The sequence below is a fragment of the Streptomyces sp. IBSBF 2435 genome, assembly GCF_036815005.1.
In the GTDB taxonomy this organism is placed as follows: domain Bacteria; phylum Actinomycetota; class Actinomycetes; order Streptomycetales; family Streptomycetaceae; genus Actinacidiphila.
Genome location: NZ_JAJSYW010000003.1, coordinates 36,326 through 54,203, shown reverse-complemented (window position 1 = coordinate 54,203; position 17,878 = coordinate 36,326). Strand labels below are relative to the sequence as shown.

14 protein-coding genes, 1 tRNA gene and 1 pseudogene are annotated in these 17,878 nt (G+C 70.9%); 11 read left to right on the top strand and 5 right to left on the bottom strand.

What is annotated here, in order from left to right:
• Positions 1-178 precede the first annotated feature (178 nt).
• The 8 genes and pseudogenes from V7E46_RS01630 to V7E46_RS33755 form a co-directional block, all read left to right on the top strand.
• Positions 179-1,330, top strand: coding sequence for a Gfo/Idh/MocA family protein (locus V7E46_RS01630; RefSeq protein WP_333766706.1), 1,152 nt, complete (start codon positions 179-181; stop codon positions 1,328-1,330).
• A complete protein-coding gene (locus V7E46_RS01625) occupies positions 1,327-2,481 on the top strand; it encodes a dihydrodipicolinate synthase family protein (RefSeq protein ID WP_333766705.1) in 1,155 nt (384 codons plus the stop codon). The genes V7E46_RS01630 and V7E46_RS01625 overlap by 4 nt, the downstream gene beginning before the upstream one ends.
• Positions 2,478-3,323, top strand: coding sequence for a sugar phosphate isomerase/epimerase family protein (locus V7E46_RS01620; RefSeq protein ID WP_333766704.1), 846 nt, complete (start codon positions 2,478-2,480; stop codon positions 3,321-3,323). The genes V7E46_RS01625 and V7E46_RS01620 overlap by 4 nt, the downstream gene beginning before the upstream one ends.
• 313 nt (positions 3,324-3,636) lie before the next feature.
• Positions 3,637-5,856, top strand: coding sequence for an SF1B family DNA helicase RecD2 (gene recD2, locus V7E46_RS01615; protein ID WP_333766703.1), 2,220 nt, complete (start codon positions 3,637-3,639; stop codon positions 5,854-5,856).
• A 123-nt stretch (positions 5,857-5,979) separates the two neighbouring features.
• Positions 5,980-7,269, top strand: coding sequence for a citrate synthase (locus V7E46_RS01610; protein WP_333766702.1), 1,290 nt, complete (start codon positions 5,980-5,982; stop codon positions 7,267-7,269).
• Between the two features lie 425 nt (positions 7,270-7,694).
• Complete coding sequence (locus V7E46_RS01605; RefSeq protein WP_329178824.1) at positions 7,695-8,444, top strand: SDR family NAD(P)-dependent oxidoreductase; 750 nt, start codon at positions 7,695-7,697, stop codon at positions 8,442-8,444.
• A gap of 189 nt (positions 8,445-8,633) precedes the next feature.
• On the top strand, positions 8,634-9,449 hold the full coding sequence (locus V7E46_RS01600; protein WP_333766701.1) for a DedA family protein: 816 nt from the start codon (positions 8,634-8,636) through the stop codon (positions 9,447-9,449).
• A 20-nt stretch (positions 9,450-9,469) separates the two neighbouring features.
• A pseudogene (locus V7E46_RS33755) lies at positions 9,470-9,640 on the top strand (hypothetical protein); the annotation flags it as partial.
• A gap of 189 nt (positions 9,641-9,829) precedes the next feature.
• Here the strand turns inward: V7E46_RS33755 and V7E46_RS01590 are convergent.
• The 5 genes from V7E46_RS01590 to V7E46_RS01570 form a co-directional block, all read right to left on the bottom strand.
• Positions 9,830-10,033, bottom strand: a complete 204-nt coding sequence (locus V7E46_RS01590; protein ID WP_333766700.1) for a MarR family transcriptional regulator — start codon at positions 10,031-10,033, stop codon at positions 9,830-9,832.
• A gap of 263 nt (positions 10,034-10,296) precedes the next feature.
• The gene (locus V7E46_RS01585) at positions 10,297-10,647 is read right to left on the bottom strand and encodes a sigma factor-like helix-turn-helix DNA-binding protein (protein WP_333766699.1); all 351 of its coding nucleotides are present in this window, start codon (positions 10,645-10,647) and stop codon (positions 10,297-10,299) included.
• Positions 10,648-10,737: 90 nt separating this feature from the next.
• Positions 10,738-11,238: a MarR family transcriptional regulator gene (locus V7E46_RS01580; RefSeq protein WP_333766698.1), complete on the bottom strand. Its 501-nt coding sequence runs from the start codon at positions 11,236-11,238 to the stop codon at positions 10,738-10,740.
• Positions 11,239-11,523: 285 nt separating this feature from the next.
• Positions 11,524-12,693 carry a lactonase family protein gene (locus V7E46_RS01575; RefSeq protein WP_333766697.1) on the bottom strand — a complete coding sequence of 390 codons (1,170 nt, stop codon included), beginning with the start codon at positions 12,691-12,693 and terminating at the stop codon, positions 11,524-11,526.
• A 372-nt stretch (positions 12,694-13,065) separates the two neighbouring features.
• A tRNA-Arg gene (locus tag V7E46_RS01570) sits at positions 13,066-13,138 on the bottom strand.
• A 444-nt stretch (positions 13,139-13,582) separates the two neighbouring features.
• Here V7E46_RS01570 and V7E46_RS01565 point away from each other — a divergent pair.
• The 3 genes from V7E46_RS01565 to ssb all read left to right on the top strand — a co-directional run bounded on the left by V7E46_RS01565 (position 13,583) and on the right by ssb (position 17,801).
• The gene (locus V7E46_RS01565) at positions 13,583-15,208 is read left to right on the top strand and encodes a dynamin family protein (RefSeq protein ID WP_333766696.1); all 1,626 of its coding nucleotides are present in this window, start codon (positions 13,583-13,585) and stop codon (positions 15,206-15,208) included.
• 27 nt (positions 15,209-15,235) lie between these two features.
• Positions 15,236-17,251: an ATP-binding protein gene (locus V7E46_RS01560; protein WP_333766695.1), complete on the top strand. Its 2,016-nt coding sequence runs from the start codon at positions 15,236-15,238 to the stop codon at positions 17,249-17,251.
• 127 nt (positions 17,252-17,378) lie between these two features.
• On the top strand, positions 17,379-17,801 hold the full coding sequence (gene ssb / locus V7E46_RS01555) for a single-stranded DNA-binding protein (RefSeq protein ID WP_333766694.1): 423 nt from the start codon (positions 17,379-17,381) through the stop codon (positions 17,799-17,801).
• Positions 17,802-17,878: the final 77 nt, after the last annotated feature.

Sequence of the window (17,878 nt, the reverse complement as noted above, 5' to 3'; positions counted from 1 at the left end):
CGATAGCAAGCGCTTACCCCGTCACCTGGACAACCCTTGCCCCGAGTGAGGCCGGAGGGTTAGCGTGAGGCTGAAAGAAAGCGCTTGCTGTACGCCTTGCTGCGGCGCTCGCCATCCGTTTGCCGCCATGGGTTCCGCGCACGCCGGGCCCGCCGAACCACCGAGAAGAGGACCCCACGTGACACGCAGGACTGTGCGGATCGCCATGAACGGCGTCACCGGACGCATGGGATACCGGCAGCACTTGGTCCGCTCGATCCTCAGCCTGCAGGAGCAGGGCGGGCTCGATCTGGGCGACGGCACCACCCTGTGGCCGGAGCCGGTCCTGGTGGGCAGGCGGGAGCACGCGCTGCGGGCCATGGCCGAGCAGCACGGCATCGAGCACTGGTCGACCGACCTGGACGCGGTGCTGGCCGATCCGTCGGTCGAGATCTACTTCGACGCCCAGGTGACCGCGGCCCGTGAGGAGGGTGTGCGGCAGGCGATCGCGGCCGGCAAGCACATCTACTGCGAGAAGCCCACCGCCACCTCGCTGGACGGCGCCCTGGAACTCGCCCGGCTCGCCGTGGCCGCGGGAGTCAAGCACGGTGTGGTGCAGGACAAGCTCTTCCTGCCGGGCCTGCAGAAGCTCAAGCGGCTGGTCGACGGCGGCTTCTTCGGCCGGATCCTCTCCATCCGCGGTGAGTTCGGCTACTGGGTCTTCGAGGGCGACTGGCAGAGCGCCCAGCGGCCGTCGTGGAACTACCGGACCGAGGACGGCGGCGGCATCGTCGCGGACATGTTCCCGCACTGGGAGTACGTCATGCACGAGATCTTCGGCCGGGTGCGTACGGTGCAGGCCCTGGCGGCCACCCACATCCCGCAGCGCTGGGACGAGCGCGGCAAGCCGTACGACGCCACCGCGGACGACGCCGCCTACGGCATCTTCGAACTCGAAGGCGGCGCCGTCGCACAGATCAACTCCTCCTGGACGGTCCGCGTCAACCGGGACGAGCTGGTCGAATTCCAGGTCGACGGCACGCACGGTTCGGCCGTGGCCGGGCTGCGCAATTGCCGCGTCCAGCACCGTTCCGCGACGCCCAAGCCGGTGTGGAATCCGGACCTGCCCGCCACGGAGGCCTTCCGCGACCAGTGGCAGGAGGTGCCGGACAACGCAGACTTCGACAACGGCTTCAAGGCGCAGTGGGAGCTGTTCCTGCGCCATGTCGCACTGGACGAGCCCTGGCGCTGGGATCTGGCGGCCGGCGCACGCGGAGTCCAGCTCGCCGAACTCGGCTTGAAGTCCTCTGCCGAGGGCCGCCGCTTCGATGTCCCGGAGCTGACCCTGTGAGCATCCGACTGCCCGACGCGTCAGGCGCGCTCCGCGACTATGTGCCGCGTGCGCAGCCCGTGGCCCTGGCGACGGATCTGCCGCTGCGCAGCCGTGTCGTGTATTCCGCCGCCCACGTGGTGGCCGACCCGCTGAGGGCCGCTGCCGACGAGCCGGCCGCGGTCGACTGGGACGCCACACTCGCCTTCCGGCGCCATCTGTGGTCGCACGGGCTCGGCGTGGCCGAGGCCATGGACACCGCCCAGCGCGGGATGGGCCTGGACTGGCCCGTGGCCGCCGAGCTGATCCGCCGGTCGTCCGCCGAGGCCCGGGCGGCCGGCGGCCGGATCGCCTGCGGGGTCGGCACCGACCAGCTGACCGGACCCGCCGTCACCCTTGCCGAGGTGACCGCCGCCTACGAGGAACAGCTCGCGGTGGTCGAAGCGGCCGGTTCTCAGGCCGTACTGATGGCCTCCCGGGCGCTGGCGGCGATCGCCAGGGGTCCCGAAGACTATCTGCAGATCTACGGACACCTGCTGCGGCAGTCCTCCGATCGGGTGATCCTGCACTGGCTCGGCCCGATGTTCGACCCGGCGCTCGCGGGCTACTGGGGCAGCGACGATCTCGACCTGGCCACCGGCACCTTCCTCGACGTGATCGCCGCCCACCCCGACAAGGTGGACGGTGTCAAGATCTCGCTGCTCGACGCCCGGCGCGAGGTGGAGCTGCGCCGCCGGCTTCCCGACGGGGTGCGCTGCTACACAGGCGACGACTTCAACTACTCCGAGCTGATCGCCGGAGACGCGGAGGGCTTCAGCCACGCCCTGCTCGGCGTCTTCGACCCGCTCGCCCCCCTGGCCGCCGCCGCGGTCAGCGCGCTGGACACCGGGGACACCGCCGGTTTCCGCCGGACCCTGGATCCCACGGTGGAGCTGTCCCGGCACCTGTTCAGTGCGCCGACGCGCTTCTACAAGACCGGTGTCGTCCTGCTCGCCTGGCTGGCCGGCCATCAGCAGCACTTCACCATGGTCGGCGGACTGCAGTCCGCTCGCTCGCTGCCGCACCTGGCGCGGGCGTACGAACTGGCCGACCGCGTGGGGATCCTCCCCGACCCGGAACTCGCCGAGGCCCGGATGCGGCAGCTGCTGACCCTGCACGGAGTGGACGCATGACCGGCACCGCGCCGCACGATCTCACGCGGCTGAGCATCAACCAGGAAACCGTCAAGCAGTGGTCGCTGCCCGAACTAGCCGCGGGATGCGCGGCTGCCGGGATCGGTTCCGTCGGCCTGTGGCGGGCGCCGGTCCAGGAGTACGGCGTGGCACGCGCCGCGCGCCTGATGCGCGACAGCGGGCTCACCGTGACGTCGCTGTGCCGCGGCGGCTTCTTCACCGCGCTGGATCCGGAGCCGCGCGCCACAGCGTTCGACGACAACCGCGCGGCGATCGACGAGGCTGCGGAGCTGGCCACCGGCACCCTGGTGCTGGTCTCCGGCGGTCTGCCGGCCGGCGACCGGGACATCGCCGCGGCCCGGGAACGGGTCGCCGACGCGCTCGCGGTGCTGGCGCCCTATGCCGCCGAGCGGGGCGTGCGGTTGGCGCTGGAGCCGCTGCACCCGATGTACGCGTCCGACCGGTGCGTGATCTCGACGCTCGGCCAGGCGCTGGACATCGCCGAGCGCTTTCCCGCCGAGCAGGTCGGTGTCGTCGTCGACACCTACCACCTGTGGTGGGACGACCTGGCGCCCGCGCACACCGCCCGGGCGGGTGAGGGCGGCAGGATCGCCTGCTTCCAGCTGGCGGACTGGGTCACGCCGCTGCCAGAAGGTGTGCTGCTGGGCCGGGGCCAGCTCGGCGACGGCTGCATCGACCTGCGCGGATGGCGCCGGCGGGTGGAAGCGGCCGGCTACAGCGGGGCCATCGAGGTCGAGATCTTCAGCCCCGCGCTGTGGGCGCGGGACGGTGCCGAGGTGCTGGCGGAGATCGCCGAGAGGTACGTCCGGCACGCCTGCTGAAAAAATCTTGAAAAATTTGGCGGTCGTAGGACAACCATGATGGCCGGTGGCCTGTCGTACATGGCATCACGGCTCCTGGGAGGGGTTTCGAGGAGTCGTCGGGAAAATGCGCCCGAGGGGGGCTTCGGGGGTAGCAGGGGGAGTGCGAGAGGGGTCCGGCAGCAGCCGGGCCCCTCTCGTGTGCTGTGGCGGGCCCGCATCCGCGACGCGCCTCGTCCCATCCCGCGAGGAGTTGTCCACAGGCCGGGAACGCGGTGTCCGCGCCTGCCGGTACCTTCGGAATCAGATCGACTCCGGGGGAGGGCGGCCGGGCATGACGGACAAGGGACTCGCGGTGCTGGAAGGTGTCCTGGAGCGGATCATCTACGCCAACGAGGACAACGGATACACGGTCGCGCGGGTGGACACCGGCCGCGGCGCGGGAGACCTGCTGACGGTCGTCGGCGCGCTGCTCGGCGCCCAGCCCGGCGAGTCCCTGCGGATGCACGGCCGCTGGGGTTCGCATCCGCAGTACGGCAAGCAGTTCACAGTGGAGAATTACACGACCGTCCTGCCGGCCACGATCCAGGGCATACGCCGTTATCTGGGCTCGGGCCTGATCAAGGGCATCGGACCGCGGATCGCCGAGCGCATAGTGGACCACTTCGGCACCGGCACCCTGGACGTCATCGAGGGCGAGCCGAAGCGCCTGATCGAGGTGCCTGGCCTGGGGCCGAAGCGCACCAAGCTGATCGCCGCCGCCTGGGAGGAGCAGAAGGCGATCAAGGAGGTGATGGTCTTCCTCCAGGGCGTGGGCGTGTCCACGTCCATTGCGGTCCGGATCTACAAGAACTACGGCGACGCGTCGATCTCCGTGGTGAAGAACCAGCCGTACCGCCTGGCAGCGGACGTGTGGGGCATCGGCTTCCTCACCGCCGACCGGATCGCCCAGGCCGTCGGAATACCGCACGACAGCCCGGAGCGGGTGAAGGCCGGCCTGCAGTACGCGCTGTCGCAGGCGACCGACAACGGCAACTGCTACCTGCCGCAGGAGCGCCTGATCGCCGACGCGGTGAAGCTGCTGCAGGTGGACACCGGCCTGGTGATCGACTGCCTGGGCGAGCTGGCCGAGGAGGAGGGCGTGGTCCGCGAGAGCGTGCCCGCCCCTGACGGGGACGGCGAGCCGGTCACGGCCGTCTATCTGGTGCCCTTCCACCGCGCCGAGATATCACTCGCCGCCCAGGTGGCGCGGCTGCTGCACGGCCCCGAGGAGCGGCTGGCCGCGTTCCGGGACGTGGCCTGGGACAAGGCGCTGGCCTGGCTGGCCGAGCAGACCGGCGCCGACCTCGCCGCCGAGCAGCAGCAGGCCGTCCGGCTGGCGCTGACCGAGAAGGTCGCCGTCCTCACCGGCGGTCCCGGCTGCGGGAAGTCCTTCACGGTGCGCTCGGTCGTCACGCTGGCCCGGGCGAAAAAGGCCAAGGTGGTGCTCGCGGCCCCCACCGGGCGGGCGGCGAAGCGGCTGTCGGAGCTGACCGGCGCCGAGGCGTCCACCGTGCACCGGCTGCTGGAGCTGAAACCCGGCGGGGACGCGGCGTACGACCGGGACCGGCCGCTCGACGCGGACCTGGTGGTGGTCGACGAGGCCTCGATGCTGGACCTGCTGCTGGCGAACAAGCTCGTCAAGGCGGTGCCACCGGGCGCTCACCTGCTGTTCGTAGGGGATGTGGACCAGTTGCCGAGCGTCGGGGCGGGCGAGGTGCTGCGCGACCTGCTGGCGGCGGACAGCCCGGTGCCCGCCGTACGGCTGACCCGGATCTTCCGCCAGGCGCAGCAGTCCGGCGTGGTCACCAACGCGCACCGGATCAATTCCGGGCTGCCCCCGGTCACCCAGGGCCTGCCCGACTTCTTCCTCTTCGCCGAGGAGGATTCCGAGGAGGCGGGCCGCCTCACCGTGGACGTGGTCGCCCGTCGTATCCCGGCCAGATTCGGCCTCGACCCCCGGCGGGACGTCCAGGTGCTCACCCCGATGCACCGCGGCCCGGCCGGCGCGGGCGCGCTCAACGGCCTGCTCCAGCAGGCGGTCACCCCGGCCCGTCCCGACCTGCCCGAGCGCAGATTCGGCGGCCGGACCTTCCGGGTGGGCGACAAGGTCACCCAGATCCGCAACAACTACGACAAGGGTGCCAACGGCGTCTTCAACGGCACCGTGGGCGTGGTCACCGCCCTTGACGCCGTCGAGCAGCGGCTCACCGTGCACACCGACGAGGACGAGGAGATCGGCTACGACTTCGACGAGCTGGACGAGCTGGCCCACGCCTACGCGGTGACCATCCACCGCTCGCAGGGCAGCGAATATCCGGCGGTGGTGATCCCCGTCACCACGGGCGCCTGGATGATGCTGCAGCGCAACCTGCTTTACACGGCTGTGACCAGGGCGAAGCGTCTGGTTGTCCTGGTTGGCTCACGGCGGGCCATCGGGCAGGCGGTGCGTACGGTCTCGGCGGGCCGACGCTTCACAGCTCTCGACCACCGGCTGTCCAGGGGCGCAAAATAGGCACTCGGTGCCACTTTTCGGCCCGATGGCCGACCCCGAGTGCACGCGCGCGTGCCAAATGGGGGACAGTGGACGTAGTCAGGGCACCTCGAAGAAGAGGCAAAACCGTCGGTGAGGGATGACGTGAGCGACAACTCTGTAGTACTGCGGTATGGGGACAGCGAGCACAGTTACCCGGTGGTTGACAGCACGGTCGGCGACAGGGGCTTCGACATCGGCAAGCTGCGCGCCGATACGGGCCTGGTGACGCTGGACAGCGGCTACGGCAACACCGCGGCCTACAAGTCCGCGATCACATTCCTCGATGGCGAGGAGGGCATCCTCCGCTACCGCGGTTATCCGATCGAGCAGCTCGCCGAGCGCGGCACGTTCCTGGAGACCGCTTATCTGCTGATCAACGGCGAACTGCCCACGGTCGACCAGCTGGCGGAATTCAAGGGCCAGATCACCCAGCACACCCTTCTGCACGAAGACGTCAAACGGTTCTACGACGGCTTCCCACGCGACGCCCACCCGATGGCGATGCTGTCGTCCGTGGTCAGCGCACTGTCGACGTTCTACCAGGACAGCCACAACCCGTTCGACCCCGAGCAGCGCCACCTGTCCACGATCCGGCTGCTGGCCAAACTGCCGACGATCGCGGCGTACGCGTACAAGAAGTCCGTCGGGCAGCCGGTGGTGTACCCGCGCAACGACCTCGGCTACGTCGAGAACTTCCTGCGGATGACCTTCTCCGTCCCGGCCGAGGAGTACCAGCTCGACCCGGTCGTGGTCAGCGCGCTGGACAAGCTGTTCATCCTGCACGCGGACCACGAGCAGAACTGTTCGACGTCCACGGTCAGGCTGGTGGGCTCCTCGCAGGCGAACCAGTTCGCCTCGATCTCGGCCGGCATCAGCGCGCTGTGGGGCCCCCTGCACGGCGGGGCCAACCAGTCCGTGCTGGAGATGCTCGAGGGCATCCAGGCCAGCGGCGGCGACGTGGACTCCTTCATCCGCAAGGTGAAGAACAAGGAGGACGGCGTCAAGCTGATGGGCTTCGGCCACCGCGTCTACAAGAACTTCGACCCCCGGGCGAAGATCATCAAGGCGGCGGCGCACGATGTCCTCTCGGCGCTCGGCAAGTCCGACGAACTGCTGGACATTGCCCTCAAGCTGGAGGAGCACGCCCTCAGCGACGACTACTTCGTGTCGCGCAAGCTCTACCCGAACGTGGACTTCTACACCGGCCTGATCTACCGCGCGATGGGCTTCCCGACCAGCATGTTCACCGTGCTGTTCGCGATCGGCCGGCTGCCCGGCTGGATCGCCCAGTGGCACGAGATGATCAAGGAGCCCGGATCCCGGATCGGCCGCCCGCGTCAGATCTACACGGGCGTCGAGATCCGCGACTACGTCTCGGTCGAGGCCCGCTGAAGCAGGCGGTCGCAAAGCGCCGCCCGTACGTAAAGGAAGCGCCCCGCGCTGGATCCCCCCACGGGTCCGGCACGGGGCGCTCCCCGTTCCCCGGAACGGATCCCCCCACGGGTCCGACCGGGCGTCTTTGGCGGCTGCGCCGTTGCCGGGACGAAAACGGCCCGGGAGGGCCGCTCAAGCTCCCCGGGTGTCGCCCCGGCGACGCGTTCCGGACCGTCCCCCAAGACGATCCGACCTACAGCCCCCCACCGGCTCCGCCGGGAGCGCGGCGCTCAAGACATAAGACCCGCCAACCACTGTAATGGTTACGTTCTCCGCCATGTGATCTACGTCTCTTCGCCAAGGCTGTTTCCGCAGGCTACCCCGCTCGCGGCCGGTTCGGGCGGATCCCGTAGCGTGCTGTCTCTTCTTGAGGGGCGGGGCAGATGGCACAGAGCGCGGCAGCGGTGCGCAACATCGTGGTGACCGGTGGCGGCACGGGCATCGGGAGGGCCGTGTCGGTGCGCTTCGCCGAGGACGGCCACCGGGTCACGATCGTCGGCCGCCGCCGTGAGGTGCTGCATGCCACCGTCGACGAGATCAGGGCCGAGCGCGGGCTGGACATCACCCCGGTGGTCTGCGATCTGGCGGACCCGGACGACGTCGAGGCCGCGCTCTCACAGCTGCCTGAGCGGGTGGACGTGCTGGTGAACAACGCCGGCAGCCGGGAGCTGGCCGTCGGTGCGGGACCGCACGGGGTGCTGGCCCGCTGGCGCGGTGATTTCGAGCGCAATGTGCTCACCGCGGTCCTGATCACCGAATCGCTGCGTGACCGGTTCACCACGGAAAGCGGCAGGGTGGTGACGGTGACCTCGGTGGCCGCCCTGCGCGGCGGCGGCTCGTACGGCGCCTCGAAGGCGGCCCTGCACGCCTGGAACCACTCGCTCGCCGCGCAGCTCGGCCCGCAGGGCGTGACCTGCAACATCGTGGCGCCCGGCACGGTCGCGGGCACCGAGTTCTTCGGTTCGCGGCTCAACGACGCCGAGTTGACCCGGCGGGCGGGCCGCACGCTGGTCGGACGGGTCGGCCGCCCGGCGGACGTCGCTGCCGCGGTGCTCTTCCTCGCCTCGCCGGAAGCGGGCTTCATCACTGGCGAGATCCTCCAGTGCAACGGCGGCGAACTCCTCGGCCGTTGAAACCTCGCCCGGTCAGGTGCATCCCCCGGGCGGCGACCCCGTGTAGGGCCGTACTACCTGAGGAGTAGCCCTGCTGGACCCTCAGGATGACCTTTCCGGTCAATCAGCTGAACCCTCGTGAACCCGCTTGCCGTCCCCGCTTGCCGCTGTCAGCGTTGAGTGCAGGGGAAGGGGAAGAAGGGCGGTGGTATGGACGTTGCACTGAGCGTGTCGTCACTTGACTTCACCTCCGGACTCGCTGAGTACCTCAGAGGTGGGCATGTCATATGGGCGTACGCGCTGCTGGCCGCCACCACGGCCCCGCCGCTCGTGCCCAACTCCGTGCTGCTTGTGACCGGCGGCGTGATGGCCGCCGAAGGCCATCTCAACCTCGCACTGGTGCTGCTCGTGGTAGCCGGCAGCGCGGTGCTAGGCGACTTGGTGATGCACCGGTCGGGCCGGGCGCTCAGCGGCCGGGTGCTGAGCCGTATGCACCGCAGGCCCCGCCGTGAGGCGCTGCTGCGCTGGGCCGCGCAGCGCATACAGCGGCATGGTGTGCCGTTCGTGATCGGGGTGCGGTTCCTGCCGAGCGGCCGGGTGATCGGCGGCCTCGCGGCGGGCATCATGCGTTATCCCGCGCGCCGCTACGCGATCGGTGCGGGCGTGGCCGAGGCGGTGTGGGCCTCGTATTCGGTCGGCGCCGGCTACATCAGCGGCCGGGCCGCGTCGAATTCCTTCTACGCACTCTCCCTGGGGCTCGGCATCTCCCTGCTGGTCGCCGGACTCGGCATGGCCGCGCAATGGGCGTCACGGGCCAGGGAACGCCGTCAGGGCGCCGGTGGAGCGCGGCCCTCGGCCGTGGTGGCGGCTTCCTTCCTCGGTGAGGGCGGTCCGCCGCTCACGGGACCACCGGCCGCACCGCCCGGCAAGGGCAAGGGCGGCGCATCGAAGATCGGACCGCCCGCAGGGCCGCGGGACGGTCACGACGGTACGTTCAGCTGCTCGTCGGCAGGACGCGAGAAGTAGCTCCGGCCACTGACTTTCCGGTGCAGGCGTCCATCGTCTTCGGGCTCCGCCGGACCGGGGGAATGATCACGGCCGCCGCGGTCATCCTGGCCGTGGTGATGGTCGGCGTCGGGATGTCCCGGGTGACCAATACCAAGATGCCGGGACTGGGCATCCCGCTGGCGGTACTGATGGACGCGATGGTGATCCGTACGCTGCTGGTGCCCGCGGTGATGCGGCTGACCGGCAGAGCCACCTGGTGGGCGCCGCCGGTGCTGCGCGGATTCCACGACCGGTCCGGCATGTCCGAGGGCGGCGGCCCGCAGGTTTCCGGGACGGCCGTCGCGGCCCCGCGCTCCGGTGAGCGTCGGGACCCCGAGCCGGCGAGCAGGAACTGGCGGTCAGTCCGGACCCCGGCGGCCGCGGTTCCCCGGCCGCTGGGCGCTCCACGCCCTGATGGTGTCCGCGTACCAGTAGGGCTTACCGCCTTCCACCAGGTCGGGATGGGGCAAGTGCCCGTGCTTGCGGTAGGAGCGCACGGTGTCGATCTGCACGCGGATGTGCGCCGCGATGTCCGCGTACGACCACAGGGTCCGGTCCGTCATGTCTGTTACCTCCGGGCGCGGGGTGTCTGCCGGTCAGCACACTCGTCCGGCCAACGACGCGCGGGCGCAGGCCACATGGGCTTGTTGATCTTCTGTGACAAATAACCCGCATAACGGTGACAAATATCGCGAACGGGCAAGTGTGCGGTCGGGCGGTCGAGATGACCGACCGCTCACGGGAGACGCCACTAAGGAGGTGCTGAGCGACGGCGGTGCCGGCCGTCCCCGGTCACGGGCCATCACGGCGGCGATGAGCTGCTCGGTCAGTCGTCGTCGGAACCGCGGATGCGCGCGTGGTGCGGGCGGCGGGCCTGGACGTGTTCGCGTGCCCGGTGCGCCAGCTGCCGGACGGCGTGAGGGGGGCGGCCCAGCATGTCGGCGATCTCGGCGTGCGGGTAGCCGAAGACCTCGTTCAGTACGAACACCGCCCGCTCCAGCGGGGGCAGCGTCTCCATCACCACCAGCAGCGCCGCCGACAGCGAGTCGGGCCGCGTCTCCGGCCACGCGCTGTCACCTGCGGCGGGCCGGGACCGCTGCTGCGGGTCGTCGACCGCCGGATCCCACAGCCATGGGCCGACGCAGTCCTCCGGCAGTTCGGCGGGGTCGTCGGACATACGTGGCCTCCTCGTTGAACGCGCTTGTTCAACTGAGATGGAGGACCACAGTGAGATGTGACATCCGCACCGACCGCTCGGTGCGGGGCGTCAGCTGTCGGCCAGTTCGTCGGTGGCGATCCGCCCGGCGCGTGCCGTGCGCAGCAGGAAGTCGGCGATCAGCACCAGCTCGTCGTCGTCGTACTCGGCGCAGATCCCGTCGACCGCGGTGTTCAGCCCGGAGAAGAGATATGTCACCTCGGCCGCGCGCTCCTTGACGACCTGCACCAGGACGGCCCGGCGGTCGGTCGGATTCGGGGTGCGCACGACCCAGTTGCCGCGCTCCAGCCGGTCGAGCACGCCGGTCAGGGTGGCGGGGTGCATGCCGGCGCGTTTGGCAAGGGCAGTCGGACCGATCGGTCCGTACCGGCTGATCAGGTCCAGGCATTCCAGGTCGGCGTCGCGCAGATCGAGCTGCATACCGATCTGGTGGTTCAGCAACGCCAGCTGGACGTTCAGATCGCGCAGCCCGTCCCTGATCCTGTGGTTCAGCCGCCTCCGCCGCCGTGCCGCCGACGCGGCCGACGTGGCCCCGGGGAGTGTGGAATCCATACGCAAACGATCCTCGCATCGATAGCACGCGGAGAGAGAAAAACTACCCCATGGCTGCGACATGACTGCCGGGCGGCCGTCGTTGTACAGGCCGCCGTACCTGCAGTCCGGCAGAGGTGGCTACGGCGCACACCATCTCACAACCCCATAAGAGACTCGTACGACTTGAACAAACCTCGCCACCCCCGACCGACCAGTGTGGCGGGCGGGAATGGCGAGGCTGTGGGGGCGCTGCGTGTATCTCCCCGGACGGGTGGCGGCCCGCGGGCCGCCAGGCGTCGTGCGTCAGCCGGCTGCGATGCCTTCGCCGCCGACCGCGCCGGGCACGGTGACCGATCCGATCCGGGTGAGCGAGCCGTCGTGACCGACGCGGAATTCGTCCACGATGCCCTGGGCGCCGGTCTGCACATAGACGTCGCGGCCGTCGGAGGACGCGGCGGCGTCCACCGTGCCGCCGTGGGTCGGGGTGGTGCCGAGCGAGGTCAGCGGGCCGCGCGGCTCCACCCGGTAGCCGGACAGGGTCGTGCTGCCCGCGTTGGACGCGTAGAGGTGGTCTCCGGTCGAGACCACCCAGCAGGTCGCCATCTGCCCGGTGGCCACCTGGCCGAGCCGGCGCAGGGTGCCGTCACGGTGGACGGCGAAGGTGGCCACCGCGTTCGGCCCCGCCTCGGTGACCTGGAGGCGCCCCGCGCGGTCGAAGGCGAAGCCGAACGGCACCGCGTCGGGGGTCGAGGTGACGACCGGGTGCGCGGCGGGGGCGCCGGACGGCGTGAGCGGGAAGACGTCGATGGTGTTGGCCGCAGCCTTGGTGGTGACGATCAGCTGCGAGCCGTCCGGGGTGAAGCCGACCTGGCCGGGGGTGTGGGTGAATTCCGGTGAGGCCACCGCGAGACGGAGGTCGCGGCGCCTGCCGGGCACCTGCACCAGCCGCCCGCTGTTCCACACGTAGCCCTGGACCGACCCGCCGCCGCGGGCGTTCAGGACGTACACCTGGTCACCGTGCGCGGCCACGCTGACCGGGAAGTCGCCGCCGGAGGGGAGCACCTGGAGGCGCCGCAACCGGTCGCCGCGGACCGCGAAGACGGTGACGGTGTCGCTGCCCGCGTTGACCGCGTAGAGCAGCCGGTGCTCGCGGTCGTAGCCGAGCGAGCCCTGCGAGGCGAGGTGGTCGACGACCGAGCCGTCGAGGACGCCGCCCCGGCCGCCGGTGGCGTAGACCCCGCGGCGGTCGAGCGAACCGTCGGGGTTGCGGTGGTACGCCACGACGGTGTTCGCCCTGGCGTTGTCGCTCTGGACTAAGACAGGGGCGCTGTCCCGGGCGGTGGCGTGCCGGGGGGTGGCCGCGCTCGCGGAGGGAGCCGCGAGTACGGCGGCTGCGGCAACCACCGCGGCGCCGACGGCGGTGGCGCGGGCGGCACGGCCCGGGCGGGTCTTGCGGACGTTGGACGACGGCATGCTTGATCTCCTCATGCAGGTCAGGAGGTTCATCGAGGGTGCCCGGCATGCCGAGGAAGCCGCCAACTGCCTTATAGGTCACAGCAGTTGGCGGCGCAGGGAACTGCTGCCGGGCTGATCGCCACGCTAACTCGCGCATCATGCCATTGTCGGGATGAAACGGGCGTATCGCCTCACTGTCCCGGCTCCGTAAGAAATCCCGGTGCGGCGGGGTGGAGGTATGCCGATTGCGGCGGAGCGGTCCTTACACGGTCGCTACGCGGGCCCCGCTACATTCCAGGCGACCCGCGTTTTCGGTGGTCTTCGGGCGAGGGGCTGGTGCAGCCGACCGGTGGCGGCCGACGCCCCGATGGGTCGTCGGCCGCGTGTGTGCGCCCCCGGCAGGACTCGAACCTGCGGCCAAGTGCTTAGAAGGCACCTGCTCTATCCGCTGAGCTACGGGGGCCGGACAGTGGTCGCGGCTGTCTTCGCCCCTGGCTGGTTCCGTGACCTGTACCGAGGTCAAGGATAGGGCGCCGCGTCCGTGCTGCCGTCTGCTTCACCCGCGTGACACGTTGTGGAGGTTCGGTGAAGCGGTCCGATAATCGCAGGCAGGCGCGGAAGTCGCATCGCTTTTGACGGGTCGCAACACTGCTGTTGTGCACTCGTTATGCCGGTGGCTCATTCTGGCTCCTGAGCCTCATGCGACACCGCCGACCAGCGGTTCCGCGGCGTTCTGCAGACCTTCTTGTGACCTTTGCGCGGCCTTTCCGCAGGTGTTGCCGGGTCGTCCCGGGTCGCGCTGCCGGGGCCGGACCGCCCGCCGCCGGTTGACCGCTATCCGGGCTGAATGGGGCCAATTACCCAAAATACGCTTCGTAAATGCTCCAATATGGGGCATTCTGCCGACGTGGCGATCTTGGACGTACGGCCAGAGTTGATCGACGCGCTGTCCGCGCTGCGTGACCGCGTCGACGCCGCCTGCTTCCCCTTCCCGCTGTCCGGAGCGGGCCGGGCCCGCCGCACCCGCCAGGAACTGCTGACCCAACTCGACGACTACCTCGTACCCCGGCTCACGGCACCCGAGGCGCCGTTGCTCGCGGTGGTCGGCGGGTCGACAGGAGCGGGTAAGTCGACGCTTGTCAACTCTCTTATCAGCCGTCGTGTCAGCGAATCCGGTGTGCTGCGTCCCACCACCCGCACGCCGGTGCTGGTCTGCCACCCGGAGGACCGCGCCTGGTTCGCCGACCCGCGTGTCCTGCCCGGCCTGATCCGCGCCTGGGCCGTGCGTCAGCGGGTCAGGGGCGACGACGACGCCCCTGACCGCAGCGAGCCCGCCCGGGCCGAACTCCGGCTGGAGTGCGACGACTCCCTCCCGCGAGGCCTCGCCCTCCTCGACGCCCCCGACATCGACTCCCTCGTCACCCGCAATCGTGAACTCGCCGCCGAACTCATCTGCGCGGCCGACATCTGGATCCTGGTCACCACCGCCGCCCGTTACGCCGACGCGCTGCCCTGGCACCTGCTGCGGACCGCCAAGGAATACGACGTCACCCTCGCCACCGTCCTCGACCGAGTCCCCCACCAGATCGCCGACGACGTCAGCAGGCACTACGCCGCGCTGCTGGCCAAGGCGGGCCTCGGCGACGTACCGCGCTTCACCGTCCCGGAACTGCCCGAGTCGGCTGGCGGCGGGGGCCTGCTGCCGCAGACCACCGTCGCCGGGCTGCGCGAATGGCTCACGCACTGCGCCCAGGACCCCGCGGCCCGCCAGCACGCCGCCCGCCGCACAGCCGCGGGTGTCCTCAACTCGCTGGGCAGTCGGCTGCCCTCCCTGGCCGCCGCGTCCGCGGCTCAGCACGCCGCGGCCGTGCGGCTGGCCCGCGCCGCAGAGGACGCCTACGAACTGGCCGCCGAGCACATCGACGCCGCCGTCCGCGCGGGCGCCATGCTCGCCGGTGAGGCGCTGGCCCACTGGCGGGGCTACCCCGCCTGCGGCGCCGACACCCTCCAGTTCGCTCTCGCCGAGGAACTGGCCGCGCTGCTGCGCACCGAGACCGACGCAGCGGACGAGCGCATCGCCGACATCTGGCAGCGCGACCCGGCGGGCGCCGCGCTGCTCGACGAACCCGCCTACCGCCCGGATCGCGACCGGGTGGCCGTCGCCGCCCGGATCGACAAGGGCGTGCGCCGCTGGCGCCGCGCCGTCACCGATCTCGCCCACGCCCACCTGCGGGCCGCCCGCGACACCGAACGCCCCAGCGCCGACCCGGAGCACGTCGCAGCCCTGCTGACCACCGCGCTGCTCGGCGGCCGGCGCGGGCGCACCGCGGGGGAACGCCTCGCCGAGACCATCGGGGCCCACGCCGCCCTGCGCATGCGCGACGCGGCTCGCGACCGGCTCGCCGACGCCGTCGCCGGACTGCTCGACGGCGAACGCGACCGCAGACTCGCGCCCGTCGACGGCTTCGACGTCACATCCGGGCAGCAGGCCTCGCTGATCTCCGCGCTGTCCCTACTGCAAAAGGAGAGGTGATCCCGGGTGCGCTCGACTACCACTGACATGCCGGCTGCGACCCCGGAGCCGGGACGAGGCCGCCCCGCTGCCGACTTCTCCGGCCCGGACTCGGGCTCAGGACCCGGGAAGCAGCCCGGAGCCACCACCGGCGGCACGGCGGTCGATCCGCTGGGCGCGCGGGTGGACGCGCTCGGCGAACTGCTCGGCCTGTCCAGGACCCGGATCAACCCCGACGCCCTTGCCGAGACCGGTGAGCTGCTGGAACGCATCGGCGAGCGTCGGCGGCTCTCAGTCGAACACACCGTGGTGGCGCTGGCGGGTGCCACTGGCAGCGGCAAGTCGGCCCTCTTCAACGCGCTGGCCGGACTTCCACTGTCCGAGACCGGCACGCGCCGGCCCACCACGGCCCGACCGGTCGCCTGCGCCTGGCAACCCGAGCGGGCTGCCGGACTGCTGGACCGGCTGGGCGTCGCCCCACAGGACCGCTACACCCTGCGGAGCGCCCGGATCCCCGCGCCGACCGGTGGCACGGGCGGTGGTGACACGGCCGCCGGGAGCGCGGACTTCGGCACCGGCGGATTCCGGGACACCGTCATGGACGCTGCGGGCGGTGCGGATCCGTGGGACGCGGGACCCGCGGGCGGTGACTTCGAAGGGTCCGCCGCCCTTCCGGTCGGCGATGGCGGCTGTCCGGCCGGTTCACGGCTTGACGGCGCCGGTGGTGAGTGCGCCGGGGGCACTCCGGCCGGCGGGACGAGCCTGGACGGGCTGGTGCTGATCGACCTGCCCGACCACGACTCCGCCGCGCCCGGCCACCGTGCGCAGGTGGACCGGCTGCTGCACCTCGTCGATGTTGTCGTCTGGGTGCTCGACCCCGAGAAATACGCCGACGCGGCGCTGCATGAACGCTATCTGCGCCCCCTTTCCGGGCATGCCGATGTGACGGTGCTGGTGCTCAATCAGGTGGACCGGCTGCCGGGGGACTCGGCAGACCTGGTCCTGGACGACCTGCGGAGACTGCTGGACGAGGACGGCCTCGCGGTGGGCGAGCACGGTGAGGCCGGTGCGGTGGTGCTGGCGACCTCCGCGCTCACCGGGCATGGCGTGCCCGATCTGCGCGCTGTGCTGGTCCAGATCGTCGCCGAACGCACCGCGGCCGGCCGCCGGCTGGCTGCCGACATGGACCTCACGGCGAGTCGGCTGCGCCCGCTCTATGTGGGAGAGGGCGGCGCCGGGCTCACCGATCCGGCGCGGGAGGAATTCGTCGACCGGCTGGCGGACGCGGTGGGTGCGGCCGGAGCGGGTCGGTCGGCGGAACGGGACTGGGCGGCTGCCGCTCGTGAGGCGTGCGGCACACCGTGGGGGCGGTTGATGGGAGAACGGACCGGCGCGGGTGCCGGTTCCCCCGGATCCCGGGAAACGCCGACTTCACCCGTACGGCGCAGCGGACCGGGGAGCACGGTCGGCTTCGCGGGCCCGGTGGCCTCCCGGCCGCTGGTCGGGGAAGCCGTGCGCGGCCTGGCCGCCGACGCCGCCCGGGGGCTGCCCGCGCCCTGGGCCCAGGCGGTGCGTGACGCGGCCCAGCGCGGCGGGGAGGGCCTGCCGGTGGCGCTTGACGGCGCGGCGAGACGGGCCGAGCCCGGCCCGCCGGAGCGGCCCGGCTGGTGGCCGGCCGCCCATGGCGTGCAGTGGCTGCTGATGGCGCTGGCGGTCGCGGGCGCGGTGTGCCTGATCGTGCGCGCGGTCGGTTCGATCGAACTCACCTGGTGGGTGCCGGTGGTGATGATCGCGGCCGGTGGGATCGGCGGCCCGCTGGTCTCGGCGGGCTGCAGGATGGCCGCCCGCGGTCCGGCCCGCCGATACGGCCAGGCTGCCGAGCGCCGGCTGCGGGACGCCGCCGCCGACTGCGGCAGGGCCCGGGTGCTCGAACCGGTCGCGGCGGAGCTGATGCGCTATCGCGAGGTGCGCGAGCAGTTCGCGGTGGTCGCAGATACCTCTCCGCGCGCGCCGCACGCACGCAATTCCCACTCCGCGCAATCCCATTCTCACTCGTCCGGGTGACGCGGTTATCCACAGGCGCCAGGTTATCCACAGATTCGGGATGGTCTTTCCTTGACCATCCCGATTTGGTGCACGATGTTCTCAGAGCGTCCCACCGCGGGGCGCCGCGGAAAGTGAGGACCGTGCGATGAACGAGACCCTGGTGACCGTCGTAGGAAACGTGGCGACGGAGCCCGAGATGTACACGACTGCCACCGGTGTGGGGGTCACCCGCTTCCGGCTGGCCACCACCGCGCGCCGGTGGGACTCGGAGCGCGGGGCGTGGACGGACAGCGCCACCAGCTTCTACACGGTGCGTGCCTGGCGCACGCTTGCGGGGCACGTGAAGGAGTCGGTGGGGCTGGGCGAACCGCTCGTCGTGCAGGGGCGGTTGAAAATCCGCGAGGACGAGCGTGACGGGCGCCGCTTTACCGCCGCGGAGATCGAGGCAGTGGCCGTCGGCCACGATCTGGCGCGCGGCACCACACGGTTCAGTCGGACGTCGGCGCCGCCCGCGACCCTGCCGGAGCCGGCCGCTCCGCCACCGGTCGCCGCGGCGGCGATGTCCTGAATCCGTGCGGTATCCGTATTCAACGGTATTTCCACGGAATAATTATGCCGGGGACTTGTCGACAATTACGGAAACAT